The following is a 15663-nucleotide window of genomic DNA, read 5'->3' as shown; positions in this document are numbered from 1 at the left end:
CGTTTATTCAAATTCTCGTTGATACCTTGGCAACATCGATTCGTTGCCAAGTAACCCACCTTGGTGGATATAAATCAACGTTTTATCTTCATTCTCTGCCAACCACGGCTGTAGGCATTGCCACATGTAAGGGTCATACAGTAGATCGAATTCTAGGTTGGTTTGATCGTAGAGCGCATTCCACGTCTCGTAATCGCTTTGATATAAACGACCGAAATGATGTTTATCGCGTACTGAGAGAATAGTGGGGTGATTTTCGGTTTCTAGCGTGTTGAATTGCTCAGTGAGGTAGTGCGCATCACCCACACAAGCACAGGTCACGACCTCGATTCCATGAGGTTTTAAGTGTTTACTTAAGTACAGTGCGGTGGTTCCGGTTCCCGATGGTAACGCCACTACAAACTGTTTTCTGCCTTCAAGGCGTGTCCAATCAAGCAGCTCTCTCGCTAGTTGTTTTACCCCAGCTTCGGCAATCTTCGCTTTACCACCTTCCGGGACGACCAAGGTCGTATCGTCCAAGCCTCGTACTTGCTCGATGTATTCGGTTGGATGCAGTGTTGAACCAAGGTCTTGCATCGCGGTGATGCTCATACCTAAATCAAGCGCACCTCGATAGTTGCCGATAGGGGAGTCTTTAAGCCAAGACGGAATATGTTGAACATAGAACTCGAAGTTCCAGCCTTTGATTTGCGCCAGAGCGGCAAGAGAATACATCGCATTGGATTGAGCTGAGCCGTAGCTGATGAGCGTTTTGGTATCGCTGTTCTGTGTTTCCATCAACGCCATAAATTTACGTGCTTTGTTCCCAGAAAAGTGAGAATGCAGCATGTCATCACGCTTAAGAAAAAACGTGTGACCATTAAAGTTATGTTGAGTTATCGGGCTTTCAGAGAGTTTCATGCTACTGCTGACGTGTCCAACCACGCGACCTTGCCGTTAAAAAGGGCGCGTAGTGTAACGCCATTAAACCCAGATAAAAAGTCTGGGTTTCAGAGCATCAGATTCGGTTATTCCTGATGCTCTATCATAAGCACAATGGGTTTCTTTAATAAGACGATATTCCATGGCTCGCCTTTCTGCCTCAAGCCACGTAAACTACGCCGCTTATTTCTATTCAATCAGAAGGCTTGGTTTTGCAGACTCTAGAACAATTAAAAACAGGACAATTAGTAGGAATTAAACAACTAAAGTTGGCGGAAGGGCTGACAGAGTTTCCTATGGAAATTTTAGAGCTTGCAGACACGCTTGAAGTATTAGATTTATCTGGCAATGCACTGTCTGAATTACCACAAGAATTAGAAAAGCTTACCAAGCTAAAAATCATTTTTGCTTCGAACAACCTGTTCACGCACTTACCAGAGGTGTTGGGAAAGCTTCCAAGCCTAGAGATGGTTGGGTTTAAAACCAACAAAATTAAAGAGGTAAGTGAAGCGTCACTACCAACTCAGTTACGCTGGCTGATCCTGACAGACAATGAGATTGAAGTTCTTCCAAACAGTCTGGGTGAAAGGTCGCGCCTAAGAAAGCTTGCTCTGGCGGGCAATCGCATCAAGCAACTGCCAAACAGCATGGAAAACTTGGTCAACTTGGAATTGATTCGTTTATCTGCGAACCAGTTAGAGTACTTCCCGGATGTATTGATGAAGCTGCCTAAATTGGCGTGGTTGGCTTTCGCAGGTAACCCATTCTGCAAGCATCCATCTTCGCTAGACAGTGTGCCTAAAGTGACCACAAGCAGTTACTCGCTTAACCATGTTCTTGGTCAAGGTGCGAGTGGTGTGATTTCTCACGCGAACTGGACTGACGCTCAATATGACTTCCCGAGTGAAGTGGCGGTGAAAGTGTTCAAGGGCGAGGTCACCAGTGATGGTTTCCCTCATGATGAACTTGAAGCATGCTTACAAGCTGGTCATCATGACAACTTGGTCAAATCTATCGCGCAAGTGGATGACGGTACTGAGCTTGCTCTAGTGATGGAGCTGATACCAAACAGCTACTACAACTTGGGTTTGCCACCAACTCTTGAAACTTGTACTAGAGACACCTTCCCAGAAGGGTTCAAGTTGACGATGACTCAAATTGAACTGATTGTAGAGCAGATGGTAGATGTGTTTAATCATCTGCATGACAACAAGGTGTGTCATGGTGATCTATACGCTCACAACACATTGGTTAACGCGCAAGGGCAGATGATTTTTGGTGACTTTGGCGCGGCGAGCATTTACGGATATTTATCGGGCGAGCAGCAAGCAGCCATCAGAGCAATCGAGGCGAGGGCATTGGCGTGCTTTATCGAAGATTTACTTTCTGTCGGTGACGCGTCTGAGGTGGGCTCTGAGAAGCATCAGCGATTGAGTACGCTAGCGGCATCGCTATACAACGCCTAACTCTACAACGCTTGGAGTCGAAAGGCATCGACGCACAGGAGTCGTCATCAGACGATAGTGCAAAGTCGGTGCCTTGGTCTGAGGGTGGAATGCACTTGGCTAGGTTTGATGTTCCAATGCAAGATTTATAACGGCTTCGCACCCACCGTCTGGGTGAGTTCCGATGTCAAATTGCCAGCCGTAGCGGTGACACAGGTCATCCACAATCATTAAACCCAACCCATGCCCTTCTGAATGAGGGATACTGGAAAAACCTTCCCCTTCATCACGAACCCAAATGGTATCCTCGTTCATGCCAATATGGATCGCCCCATATGGCGTTGCCGCAATGCCATTTCGAATCAAGTTACCAAGAATGATGGTCAAGACCGCATTGGTAGCACGCGTTTTGGGGTTACCGTCTATCTGCACATCAAAACTGAGTGCTTTCTCATCCGCTTGCGCCTGACTTTGCGCAATAATTTGTGTGAGCTCTTCTTCGCTAATGCTTCGTACGGGTGAGTCATCTGTATTTCGTTCATATCGCACTAAGCCGAGTAGAGCGTCCACCATCGTCGACATTTGTTGCGTTGCATCTTGAATACGATGAACCTGTCGCGTTTGAAAATCCGTACCGGCGCTTCTCGCCAATAAACTGCTTGAGCCTTTCATTACCGTCAATGGTGTGCGTAGTTCATGGCTTGCGTAACGTGCAAAAGCTTGCTCCCGTTTGATGACTTGATTGATCTTACGGCGATACTCATTAAGCTCATCCGCTAAGGTTTGAAACTCTTTTGCCGAACTTTCCGGCACACTAAAGGTTTGGGTTGGATCACCTTGGTGTTGGTCAAGTTGCGTTTTTAGGGCGTTAACAGGCTCGATCAAGCGTTGTGATAACCGCAGTAACAAGCTACCAAACAAGAACACCAAGATTGCGACGATAGACAGCACCATAGCAACCACCATGATGAACTCTTCGGTGGTAATTTCGATTTCATCAATCAGGGATACGAGGATTACTGGATGCTCTACACCTTTACTGGTGTAGGTGCTCATATAAATCATTCTTGAACTAGGCTCATCCCCGACTTCATCCAAAAAATGTTTTTTACCTATTAAATACTTCTGAAATGGGGCAGGTACTAAGGCAATGTCGTTGTAGGCGGTGGTCAATAGGTCTAATTGTATAACGCCTGCATTTGGATGAGATTGAAAGTGTTCGATCGCCTCTTTTTTATCGATCATGATCCGGCGCTCGCCGACACGATCTTCTGACCATAAAAGAGCACCAGTGATGAGTGCAAAGCAGAAAATACCGATAACGACAGAAACGAAAGAAAAAAACAGAGCGAGTCGCCCTGTCATACTTTGTGTGCTTTGCGTACTGGCAAGTAAGCGGTTGATCATGCACCTGTCTCCAAGCGGAAGCCAACTTTTGGAACCGTAATGAGCACATGTCGTTCGAACGGCTTATCAACTTGGTTTCGCAGTTGGTAGATATGGCTGCGCAGTACGTCGTTGTTCGGCTCGTTCTCTTGCCATAGGCGAAATGCAATGTCTTCGCGAGTGACGACATCTGGTGCGTTCTTCACCAACATTTCCAAAATCGTATAAGTGGTCGGATTGAGGGCGAGGAGCTTATCTTGGCGATACGCTTTACGGGTTTTCTGATCGATTGAGACTTCACCATAAGTTAACTTGCAAGACGCGACCGTACCGCGATAACGGCGAATCAAAGCGGTCATGCGTGCTTCCAATATGTCTAGATCGAAAGGTTTTGTCAGATAGTCATCCGCACCGTGGTTGAAACCTTTTAACATGTCGTCTCGACTGTCGAGTGCGGTGAGCATCAATACAGGCGTATTGTTGCCTGCTTCGCGTAATTTATTGCACACAGTCAAGCCATCCATGCGAGGTAGCATTAGATCAAGCAGAATAATATCGAAGGTATTTTCCATCGCTAATTTCAGACCAAGCTCGCCATTGTCAGCGTAATCGAGTTCCATACCCGCACACTCAAAATAGTCGAACAGCATGCCTGCAATTTCTCGATTGTCTTCGACCAAAAGTACGCGTTTCATGTATTTCTCTCCAATTTGGCAGGTTTTGGAAATTAGGGACTTTTCTTAACAGAACATTATGCACTAAGGGCGTGAAAAAGATGTCAACAACATCTCTTTCACATGGTGACTTGTAGACTGCATCCATTCATTGGATTTAGTGGAAGAGTAGCATGTCAACCTTCAACATTCACGCCGCAACCTTTTCAAAGGTGAGCCAACACGCTGAGCCTAAAACAGTCTTGTCTGTTGTGGTGCCATTCTTTAACGAGCAAGAAGTGTTGCCAGAATTCCATCGCCGTCTCACAGTAGTATTGGATGACATACCTGAGCGATGTGAAATCGTATATGTCGATGACGGTAGCAAAGACGACAGTTTAATGATTGCGCAAAACTTTTCTCAATCTTCTAGCGACGTTCGCTGTCTAGCACTTAGCCGTAACTTTGGTAAGGAATCGGCGATGAGTGCCGGTCTTGAGCATTGTCATGGCGAAGCTGTGATCGTGATTGATGCCGACCTACAAGATCCACCAGAGCTTATTCCAAAGATGCTATCTAAGTGGCGTGAAGGTTACGACGTGGTCAACATGCAGCGCAGCGAACGCCATGGCGAGACATGGTTTAAGCGCTTTTCAGCGGCGTGCTTTTACAAAGTCTTAAACAGTATGGCGAAGCTTGATGTTCCGGAAAATGTTGGAGACTTTCGCTTATTAAGCGCCAACGTTGTCAAACACATCAATGCTCTGCCAGAACGCAATCGCTATATGAAAGGCATTTTTTCTTGGCCTGGATTTAAGCAAGTTACGGTGCCGTTTGAACGTGATGCTCGCTTTTGCGGTGAAACCAAATGGAATTACCTCAAGCTGATCGGACTCGCGATGGACGGTATCACTTCCTTTTCTATCCGTCCTTTACGCCTAGCAACGCTTGCAGGTGCGTTAGTTGCGTTCAGTGCATTTATCTACGGCGCATTCATTGTGATGAAAACGGTCGTATTTGGAGAGCCAGTTTCCGGCTATCCATCCATGATGGTGGTTCAACTCGCACTTGGTGGTGTCCAATTGCTCTCTATCGGGTTGCTTGGTGAATACATCGGGCGCATTTTCATCGAAACCAAGCAACGACCTCTTTACCTTATCCAGTCTGTTTTCGAGCGACCAGCAAAACATCAAACCATCCAAGCTATGAAGTTTAAATTTGGAGAATCTGCGTAGTCATGAGTATTAATAAAACCCACCTATGGTTGTTGTTGGCGTTCGCGTTGTTACTTCGCCTTATTTCTTTGGCTACGTATCCACTTATGGACACGACAGAAGCTCGCTATGGCGAAATGGCGCGTTTGATGGTGGAGACAGGTAATTGGCTCACCCCACAATTTGATTACGGCGTGCCATTTTGGGGTAAGCCACCTCTGTTTACTTGGATGAGTGCGTATGGCATTGAGTTATTTGGGCTAAATGAGTTTGCGGTGCGCGCACCTCATTGGTTAGCGGGTGTCGCGACTATTATTTTTGTTGCAGCCATGGCGCACCGTGCTGGTTTTAGTGCGCTTGTCGCATCGTTAGTGTTGGCAACATGTGGCATTTTCTCGATTGCAGCGGGCGCGGTGATGACGGATATGGCACTCACGTTAGCTATGACAATGGCTATGTTTGGCTTTTATTATTGTTGGCTCGGAAAAGACAAACACAGCCAACTTTGGGGCTATCTGGGGTTCTTCGGTCTGGCGTGTGGGTTACTCGCAAAAGGTCCGGTTGCGATTGTTATCATGGGGATTGCTGTCTTTCCTTGGCTGGTTATTCAGCATGGCTTTTTTGGTGCTTTTAAAGCCTTGTGGCAGCGTTTTCCATTGATTTCAGGCTTAGCGTTGATGTTGGCGATCGCACTGCCTTGGTACATCATGGCGGAGATGGCGACGCCGGGGTTCATTGATTATTTCATTGTTGGTGAGCACTTTAAACGCTTTGTCGTAAGTGGATGGGAGGGGGATCTATATGGTTCTGCTCATGACCAACCACGTGGCATGATTTGGCTATTCTGGCTGCAATCGGCTGCGCCATGGTCGCTCGTGTTGCCTGTTCTGGTGTGGAAGCGCCGACACACAATCAAATCAATAGAAACGGATCATCAAGGCTTGTTCAGTTTCTTAATGTGTTGGCTGATCTCGCCAATGGTTTTGTTCACTATGGCAGGGAACATTTTGCCGGCCTACGTGCTACCAGGTGTTCCTGCATTGGGTATCCTGATTGCAATGTTAGTGGATAAATATGACTTTAAGTGGCTTACTGGCACGGCAGCAGTGTTACCTGTGCTGCTCATGATCGCTATGTTGGTCTTAAACATGGGCAAAGCAGACAGCCGAAGTGATCGTATTCTATTTGCAGAGATCACCGACAATGCACCTGTTTTTTACATTGGGAAACGTCCGTTCTCTGGTCAATTTTATAGCCAAGGACAAGCGAAAAAACTGGAAGATGTAACAGAGCTCAATCAACTAAATAAGTTCTACCTCATTGGTAAAGAACGACAAGTTGACAAGTTGATCCATGATAACGCCTTGAGCTGTACTAATGAGTTTACTGCTAAGTCAAAGCGCACGCTCTATACCTGCGTTATATACCCAAATAACCTCGAGATGCAAGAATCGGCAACAAAGTATACAAGCCAAGGCCCTTATATTTGCAAAGAGCGCCCTTTGGGAGCGTGTCTTTGACTCGCTTTTTTAGTCAAACAAATGGTCGCGTCAAACACTTGGGAAGAGCTGGCTATTACACAGCGTTGTTTTCCTTGCTCTCGAATCAATGACAACGCTCTGAATTCTGCATCTTGAAGTCACTTGGGTATAGGGTAACGTGATGAGTAGATTATTGACATTTGCTATGGTGGGTGGTGTCGGCTTCATCGTCGATACACTCATTTTTATGGTTTTATTTCAATGGGCTGGGGGCGAATTAATGATGGCTCGAGGGCTGGCATTTTGCGTTGCTGCGACCACAACATGGTTGGGCAATCGATGTTTGACGTTTTCGCAATCAACAAAGGATAGAGCATTTAACCAATGGCAAAAGTTTATGCTTAGCGCAAGCATCAGCGCATTACCAAACTTTGCCGTTTTCAAAGTCACCACACTCTTATTGGGTACACAAGGGACAACAGTTTACATTGCTTTAGTGATGGGAATTTTGGCGGGTATGGTGAGCAATTACTTGCTGAGTATGCACTGGGTGTTCCAACAATCGAGCGAATAATGGCTTGGTTATCCAGATAATAATTGCAGTGAAAACAAAAAGATGAGGAAAATTAAATGTGATCTAAATCACGAAATGATTAATCGACTCGTAAGCATACCTCTACTTTAATATTTGATTACTTTCATATAAAAGCCATCTTTTTTGTAAGGTTTAAGTTCCGTAAATACAAAGAGTTATACTATCAACTTAATCACTTTATTTATTGTGCAGCTCATTACCTTTAAATATAAAGTCCCCTCGCCAGTTAATTCTGTTAATAAAATTGATCTTTCTGTTCTTTTTTTATTCATATCTTGGCGCCTCCTGTTCACTTCTGTTGTTTAAAATCCACGATATTTCAAAAACTAACGCCAACTTATTTTTAGTTACAGAGGTTTCTATGTTTAACAGTATACGAACGCGAATTGCGGTCAGCGCTGGTGGAGCGATGGCTTTCACTTTGCTTATTGCCATGGGAATGACCACAAACGCATTTACCGATGTAAACAAACAAGTGAACGAGAAGGTCAAAACGCAGTTAACAGATGCGACCAACACCGACTTGCAAAATACCGCAATTCAGCAAGGTTTGAATGTAGCCAACCAACTCGATCCTGTGTTGGCAAACCTTAAACAAGTACGTTCGATTATTGAGTTAAGTGCAGAGACAGATGCGAGCGCAGATCTTATTGTTAAACAGTTTACTGCCGCATTAGAAGCACAAAACAAAGCCGTATTTGCTGGTTATATGGTTTGGCAAGACAAAACATGGTCACAGCAAACGACTTTTAGTCCTGAAATCGGCTTTAACAGCCAAGGCTACCTCGCACCTTTCTTCTCTCCAAACGATAAGAATAGCTTTGACGCTGTCGCAATGGAGAGCTTTAGTAATACGGAGTTAAACAACAACGGTGAGCGTAAAGACGATTGGCACTTAATGCCTTACGAAACAGGCAAAACTTTCGTAATGGAGCCGTACTTTTATCCAGTTCGTGGTAAACAAGAGTTGATCACTACCATCAGTCAGCCAATTAAGCAGGATGGTAAAATCATTGGCTCACTCGGTTTTGATCTCTCGCTACACGAGCTGCAAAGTCAGAGTGAGTTGTTTGCACGAGACCTGTTTGAAGGACAAGGAAAAATCCTTATCACATCATGGAAAGGCATTACATTGGCAAACAGTCGTGATGCAGAAATGGTAGGCAAGAAGGTGTCTTCTGAGCTTGCAGCACAGTGGGCAAACATTCAGTCGATCGCGAAAGAAAAAGGCGCTGGTCTCGTTACTTTTGGTGGTGACGAATATGCGATTACGTCAATTGAAACGAGTGATGCTCCGTGGGTAGTCATGGTGTCAGTTCCCAGCAACTATCTTACAAAAAGCGTCGACACCTACCAACAATGGAGTGATGAGCAGAATACAAAAGCGCTTGAAAAAGGTGTGTGGGCGGGGATCATCGCTGCTCTTTTAGGTATTGCTGCTATGGCGTTTATTGCCAGCTCTTTAGGTAAAGTGCTCAATAACTTAGTCGAGCGCTTTAAAGATGCGGCACAAGGCGAAGGCGATCTGACCTACCGCATTGAAGTGAAAGGCAAAGATGAAACAGCGCAGCTTGCCCACTGGTTCAATACTTTCTTATCCCGTATGCAAGAAATGTTGTTGACGGTAATGAGCACTGCAGATCAGGTAGATAAGAACGCCACAGAAGGTCAAACGCGAGCAGCGGCATCTCGTGATCAACTCAACGCGCAGGTGAATGAAGTGAATTCACTGGCAACTGCAATCAATGAGATGAGTGCAACCGCGCAAGAAGTTGCAAACTCTGCGGTTCAAGCGGCTGCTGCAGCAAGCCAAGTGCAAAGCAACAGCCTAAATGGCATGACACGCATGGACAATGCGGCGAGTGCGGTCGACAATTTAGCGATGCAAGTCAACGATGCACAGCAGCAAACGCAAAACTTGGTCGATTCTAGTACCGCGATTCAGGGTATTTTGAGTGAGATTGGTGGTATTGCTGAACAAACCAACCTGTTGGCACTGAATGCAGCGATTGAGGCGGCACGTGCAGGTGAAGCGGGTCGAGGTTTTGCAGTAGTAGCGGATGAAGTTCGAAATCTAGCAAATCGTACTCAAGGTTCAACAGAAGAAATCCGCGCTATGTTGGCTCGCTTAGAACAAGAGACACAATCTATTGTCGTGTTGATGGAGCAAAGTCAGAAACAAGCCATTGATACCAAGGGCGAGACTCAAGCAGCGCATTTGGCTCTGTCTGAAATCAACCAAGCGATTGAAGTCATCAATGACATGAACAATCAGATTGCTTCTGCAGCAGAAGAGCAAAGTTCCGTGTCAGAAGAGATCAACCGCAATGTTGTGATCATCAACGATACGGCGGTAGAGGTGATGGACACCATGACATCATCGGTTGAAATCAGTAACGAGTTGACGGTCAAAGCTGGCGATCTTCACGGAGAACTCAGTAAATTCAAGCTTTCCTAGTTTGTTTTTACTACCCTATAGTTTTATCGAACCGAGCGCATCGAGCGCTCGGTTTTTTTATGTCCTAAATAACCTGTCCAATTTTTTCTTCTGTATCTGCGTCTTTTTAAACTCAGATTCGTCTTATAGGTATGGAATGGAAACAAGTCGATTGTACGCCCACATATCTCAAGGTGACTTAGATATACAAATTGGGTATGTGAGATGAAATTTTATTCATCTTGTGTCGTGGTTTGAGCGTTTTGATTGAAGTTGATTTTATAAATCAACTTGCATGTAGAATGAGAATTTACCGTATGTGGTTTTTACTGAATTTTAGAACTTGTTCTAGATCATTAAAGTATTCAAAAATGCAATCTTTGATTTTAAATATTTAAACTTTGACAAGGTTTAAGAAATTAAACCGAATTCATATGTTTTTGGTGATCTTGTTCAACTATTGTGCGTGATTTTGATCATTTATTCGATTTTTGCTGGTGTTTTGAGCGTGAGTTTGCAGTTTACAGAAGTTTACTCTGTATTGCTGAACCTACCCGAAAGGAGTAGTTTTTCGTCATTGAGTTCAAAAATGTAAACCGAAATGATGAGCGTAAAGCAAGTTAGATTCACCGACGAAGACAGAGCATGTTTAAGCAACTATTTTCGCTTGGCAGATACAATCGCCGACTTGATCGGACCGTATTGCGAAGTCGTTATTCATTCATTTGAAAGCTTAGAAAATTCAGTCGTGAAGATTGTGAATGGTCATCATACTGGGCGTGAAATTGGCTCGCCAATCACTGATTTGGGCTTACGTATGTGGAGCACCTTCGAGAAAACGGGCGAGGTCTCTCCGAAGAGTTATTTCACCAATGCCGCCGATGGTTCGCTACTGAAATCGACCACGTGCATTTTGGCTGGTCCAGAGCAAAAGCCGATTGGCATGCTATGTATCAACATGAATTTATCTTTCCCATTCCCTGAGATCGTCAAGACGCTGATGCCACAATGTCACGTATCACAAACCTTGGTCAGTGAGACCTTCAGTAACAACGCCAATGATGTCATCAAGCAAGCGTTAAGTGCTGCCACGCAAGAGGTTGACCAAGATGAGACGGTTTCAGCTAAAGGTCGTAACAAAGCCATTATTCGTTGTTTGTTTGATAACGGTGTATTTGAGCTAAAAGAGACGACGACACAAGTATCAGAGCAACTTGGGATTAGCCGTCAGGCGGTTTACAAGTTTATCCGAGAATTTAAATCAGAATAAAATTAATCACTTAGGAGTTGTATCGTGAAAAAAATTATTGCCACTGAACAAGCACCAGCAGCTATCGGTCCTTACTCTCAAGGCACAGCTTACGGCGACATGGTTTACACATCAGGTCAGTTGCCACTGGTTCCAGAAACCATGCAATTTGTTGAAGGCGGCATCAAAGAACAAGCTCGTCAGTCACTAGAAAACTTAAAAGCAGTTCTAGAAGCAAGCGGTGCGGGTCTAGACACAGTATTGAAGACGACATGCTTCCTATCAGACATGGAAAACTTCGCCGCCTTTAACGAAGTGTACACAGAGGTATTTGGTACAGAAAACGCACCCGCTCGCTCTTGCGTTGAAGCAGCAAGACTACCAAAAGACGCATTGGTTGAAGTTGAAGCCATTGCATACAAAAAGTAACCGATTTTCGGACATAAATGGGTATCAATAGGAGATTCTCATGAGCGTTTCATTTATTGGATTGAGCATCTTGTTCTTTGGGTTCTACGCATTACTTGCGAACTTCAAAAAACAAAAGAAAAGCTTTAACTTCCGCGTACTGAGTGCGCTTGCTGCTGGCCTGTTATTCGGCGGTGCAATTCAGCTCGTATTCGGCGTAGGCAACGTTGCAACGGCAGGTTTTGCTGAACTGATTTCTGTGTTCGGTAAAGGCTACATCAAGCTTCTACAAATGATCGTAATCCCACTAGTATTTGTGGCGATGATCTCTTCGATCATGAACGTAGAAGGCGGCGGTGCACTATCGCGTATCGCACCAAAAATCATCGGTATTCTACTTTTCACTTGTGCTATTTCTGCTGCAGTGGGCATCGCAAGTATTTACCTGTTCGGTATCGATGCAAACGCACTAGTGAGCACTATCGGCACTAACAGCGCTATTGAAGCGCGTGGCGACTCTCTGATTGCAACGCAAGATGCGATGGCGAGCAGCGGCCTGTCAGGTATGGCTCTGTCTATCATCCCAACGAACATCTTTGACATGCTAACGGGCTCTCAACGTACTTCGACGCTATCGACCGTCCTGTTCGGTATGTTCCTTGGCTACTGTATCCTGCAAGTGAAAAACCGTAAGCCAGAGAAAGTGCAAAACTTTGTTGATTTCATCAACTCAGCAAAAGAAGTAGTGCTTTCAATGGTACGTGAAATTCTGAAGCTGACGCCTTACGGTGTATTTGCTCTGATGACTACGTTCATGATGACAAACGATTTGTTCGCACTAGCAGAAATGGGTCGATTCCTACTAGCAAGCTACGTGGCAATCGGTGTAATGTTCGCTATCCACTTCGTGATGGTGTCTTTGTTCGGTCTGTCTCCTGCTAAGTTCATGAAGAAAATCTGGCCAGTGCTCGTATTTGGCTTCGGTTCTCGCTCAAGCATGGCGGCAATCCCACTAAACGTTGAAACTCAAACTCAACGTCTAGGTGTGGACGAAGAAACAGCAAACATGTCAGCAACATTCGGTACCAGTATCGGTCAAAATGGCTGTGCAGGTATCTACCCAGCAATGCTAGCTATCATGGCGGCTCAAGTAATGGGCATGCCAGTTGACCTAGGCTTCATCCTACAATTGATTGCTGTCATCGCGATTGCTTCATTCGGTATCGCAGGTGTTGGTGGCGGTGCAACGTTCGCAGCAGTAGCGGTACTAACCATCATGGGTCTAGACATTACGGTTGTGGCGATTCTGGTTTCTATCGAAGCGCTTATCGATATGGCTCGTACCGCGCTTAACATCTCTGGCTCAATGTTGTCAGGCGTGCTAACCGCGAAGAAGAATGGCTCACTAAACACTGAGCAATACAACGCAGATGTGGCTGCAACAGTGTCAAAAGAAGCAGCAGTGTAATTTCCAAACTTAATAAAGAGCACTCAACGCGGGTGCTCTCCGTTTTTCCTGAGTTCAGGTTATTTAGGTAATAAATATGAAAGTTGTTGTCGTAGGCGGTAGCGCTGCAGGTATGAGTTTCGCAGCGAAATACAAACGTAATCAGCCATCAGATGAAGTGATTGTGCTGGATAAGCGCGATTACATCTCGTTCGGAGCGTGTGGCTTACCTTACTTTGCTGGTGGCATGTTTGATGACACTGAGCGCATGATTTCTCGTACGCCAGAACAAGCGATTAAATCTGGTTTAGATGTGCGCATTGAAACCGAAATGGTGGTACTAGACCGCAAAGAAAAGCAGATTAAAGTTCGTCACCAAGGTGAAGAAAGCACCATCGATTACGATATGTTGGTGATTGCCACTGGCGCTCGTCCAATCGTGCCATCGTTTGGTGAGTTCAACCCAGAGCACGTATACACGCTAACCAGCATGGAAGATGGCTTGGCAGTAAAAGAAGCGCTTAAGGATAGCAACAAACAACGCGTTTGTGTTATCGGCGGCGGCTTTATCGGCCTTGAAGTGTTCGATGCAGCGCACTTATTAGGTAAGCACGTCACCATCATTGAGCGTGAACAACATGTAATGAGCTGTCAGTTCAGCCCTGAGATGATTGAAGTGGTAGAAGGTGCGATTCGTGAATCTGGCGCTGAGCTAAAAAACGGTTGTAGCGTATCAGCCATTCGCGACGCGGAGCAGGGCGGTTACATCGTAGAAACCGACAACGGCAATGTAGAAGCAGACGTTGTGATCATGTCACTTGGCTTCAAACCAAACACAGAAGCGTTCGAGCTACCGAAAGCAGCGAACGGCGCACTACTCGTAGATGAGTTTGGCGCAACAGAAGATGCACACATTTACGCTGTCGGCGACTGCGCTGTGGTTCACCACATGGCGCTAGGAAAATCAGTGTATGTTCCACTGGCAACCACTGCTAACAAACAAGCGCGCATGATGGCTGACAAACTTGCTGGGAAAGACACTTATATGAGCGGCTTCTTGGGGTCATCTTGCTTGAAAGTGCTGGACTACGAACTGGCATGCACAGGCGTATCGGAACTTCTAGCTAAAGAACACGGTTTGGAAGTGAAGGTTTCAACCATTTCAGATAAGAACCAAACCGACTACTACCCAGGTCAAGAAGACATTAAAGTGAAGCTGGTTTACCACCCAGAAACTAATGTGCTGCTTGGTGGTGAAATCGTGGGCAAGAAAGGCGCAGTAGGGCGAATCAATGCACTCGCTGTTGCCATCACTGCGAAGATGACCACACAGCAACTAGGCTACATGGACTTCTGCTACGCTCCACCATTCGCACGTACTTGGGATGCACTAAACGTTGCAGGTAACGTAGCGAAATAATGTAGTTATACAAGTCAATTCAGACAAAACAAAAGGGCTCCAGAGTTATCTCTGGAGCCCTTTTTAATGCTTGTTTTGAACTATGAAGCGGGAGTGGCTTGCTATTCACCAGTTGCTTTTAAGCGTTCGATTTCAGATTCAGTTTGCCACTTACCGTTGTATAGGTATTCACGCTCAGGAAGTGGGGCATTTGACGCCCTTAAATCAAATACCTCATCGGTTTGATATTCTTTATAACAAACTGGCGTACCAAACAGTCTAGCCTCTGGCTTAGCTTCAAATAGCTTTTTGTGGTCTGCGACTTCTGTACAGTCAAGCTTATATTCCGTCGCTAGCTGATTGACCATAGACTCTAAGTCAGACACGGTTTTGAAAAATACGTAATAGTGGAATCGGTTGTGTAAGCGTGAAATCTTGGTATGTTCCATATTAATATATTCGCATGTGTAAAAGCCAATCTTCTCGTTCGCCTACTCTCACTTCTGTTGCTTCATCAGGCTGTCGTTTAAGCATACCAAATGAAACCAATATAAACCCACCAGCTCCGGCAAGAACCATGGGGCCAGCAACCCCAACCATCACGACACAAACTATTGCTCCAATCCAGCCCATGACTTGAGCCGCGGAGTTTACCCAATTCGGTAAATTACGTCGTTTTTTTATAACTAACCCGCGATCGGACAAGGTGTAATCATAACGATTGTCCAACCCAAATGTCAGATAAGATACACCAGACATGATTATCGTCAGACCCGATAAAATGTAAGTTAAGATCATGTCGCTGTTGTCATGTAGGAAATAGGTAAGGAAAAATAATGGACTGACAGCGGCTATAGCAATCGACAGGTATAAGTATCGAAAAGGCTCTTCAATATCGTGCTTGTGCCAGATTGTGAGATTCATCCCCTTTAGAATTTGTTGCTCTTGTTCTTCTTGATAAGCCGAAAGCTCGTCTGGCGTGATGTAAAAAGGTAAATAAGCCAAAGGTTACTCCTTGGCTGTTGTTA

At 45.2% G+C, this 15663-nt stretch carries 12 protein-coding genes and 1 pseudogene; 9 read left to right on the top strand and 4 right to left on the bottom strand.

Translation table 11 applies throughout. The features are described from left to right. Positions 1-3: 3 nt before the first annotated feature. A complete protein-coding gene (locus tag MHO32_RS09845) occupies positions 4-900 on the bottom strand; it encodes a 1-aminocyclopropane-1-carboxylate deaminase/D-cysteine desulfhydrase (RefSeq protein WP_005444968.1) in 897 nt (298 codons plus the stop codon). A 233-nt stretch (positions 901-1133) separates the two neighbouring features. Between MHO32_RS09845 and MHO32_RS09840 the strand changes: the two genes are divergently transcribed. Next, positions 1134-2387: a leucine-rich repeat-containing protein kinase family protein gene (locus MHO32_RS09840; RefSeq protein ID WP_172458557.1), complete on the top strand. Its 1254-nt coding sequence runs from the start codon at positions 1134-1136 to the stop codon at positions 2385-2387. Positions 2388-2486: 99 nt separating this feature from the next. Here MHO32_RS09840 and MHO32_RS09835 read toward each other — a convergent pair whose 3' ends face one another. Further along, entirely contained in the window at positions 2487-3773 is a 1287-nt protein-coding gene (locus MHO32_RS09835; RefSeq protein WP_239211518.1) for a sensor histidine kinase, read from the bottom strand. Beyond that, a complete protein-coding gene (locus MHO32_RS09830) occupies positions 3770-4447 on the bottom strand; it encodes a response regulator transcription factor (protein ID WP_005444974.1) in 678 nt (225 codons plus the stop codon). The genes MHO32_RS09835 and MHO32_RS09830 overlap by 4 nt, the downstream gene beginning before the upstream one ends. 152 nt (positions 4448-4599) lie before the next feature. Here MHO32_RS09830 and MHO32_RS09825 point away from each other — a divergent pair, with 152 nt between their 5' ends. The 8 genes from MHO32_RS09825 (at position 4600) to MHO32_RS09790 (ending at position 14656) form a co-directional block, all read left to right on the top strand. After that, positions 4600-5640: a glycosyltransferase family 2 protein gene (locus tag MHO32_RS09825; protein WP_017817884.1), complete on the top strand. Its 1041-nt coding sequence runs from the start codon at positions 4600-4602 to the stop codon at positions 5638-5640. Positions 5641-5642: 2 nt separating this feature from the next. Next, complete coding sequence (locus MHO32_RS09820) at positions 5643-7139, top strand: ArnT family glycosyltransferase (RefSeq protein ID WP_239211516.1); 1497 nt, start codon at positions 5643-5645, stop codon at positions 7137-7139. 142 nt (positions 7140-7281) lie between these two features. Further along, the gene (locus MHO32_RS09815) at positions 7282-7674 is read left to right on the top strand and encodes a GtrA family protein (RefSeq protein ID WP_114092694.1); all 393 of its coding nucleotides are present in this window, start codon (positions 7282-7284) and stop codon (positions 7672-7674) included. 382 nt (positions 7675-8056) lie between these two features. Next, positions 8057-10153 carry a methyl-accepting chemotaxis protein gene (locus MHO32_RS09810; protein ID WP_005444986.1) on the top strand — a complete coding sequence of 699 codons (2097 nt, stop codon included), beginning with the start codon at positions 8057-8059 and terminating at the stop codon, positions 10151-10153. A gap of 580 nt (positions 10154-10733) precedes the next feature. Next, positions 10734-11402: a helix-turn-helix transcriptional regulator gene (locus MHO32_RS09805; protein ID WP_005444988.1), complete on the top strand. Its 669-nt coding sequence runs from the start codon at positions 10734-10736 to the stop codon at positions 11400-11402. A 24-nt stretch (positions 11403-11426) separates the two neighbouring features. After that, entirely contained in the window at positions 11427-11810 is a 384-nt protein-coding gene (locus MHO32_RS09800) for a RidA family protein (protein WP_005444990.1), read from the top strand. A gap of 40 nt (positions 11811-11850) precedes the next feature. After that, the gene (locus tag MHO32_RS09795; RefSeq protein ID WP_005444993.1) at positions 11851-13257 is read left to right on the top strand and encodes a cation:dicarboxylate symporter family transporter; all 1407 of its coding nucleotides are present in this window, start codon (positions 11851-11853) and stop codon (positions 13255-13257) included. Positions 13258-13333: 76 nt separating this feature from the next. Next, complete coding sequence (locus tag MHO32_RS09790) at positions 13334-14656, top strand: CoA-disulfide reductase (protein ID WP_239211514.1); 1323 nt, start codon at positions 13334-13336, stop codon at positions 14654-14656. Positions 14657-14757: 101 nt separating this feature from the next. Here the strand turns inward: MHO32_RS09790 and MHO32_RS09785 are convergent. Continuing rightward, positions 14758-15640 (bottom strand): annotated as a pseudogene (locus tag MHO32_RS09785) (hypothetical protein). Positions 15641-15663: the final 23 nt, after the last annotated feature.

Source organism: Vibrio sp. MMH1-50, from assembly GCF_022347645.1.
In the GTDB taxonomy this organism is placed as follows: Bacteria; Pseudomonadota; Gammaproteobacteria; order Enterobacterales; family Vibrionaceae; genus Vibrio; species Vibrio harveyi.
The sequence above is the reverse complement of the archived record's forward strand: the minus strand, read 5'-3'. Positions and strand labels throughout refer to the sequence as shown.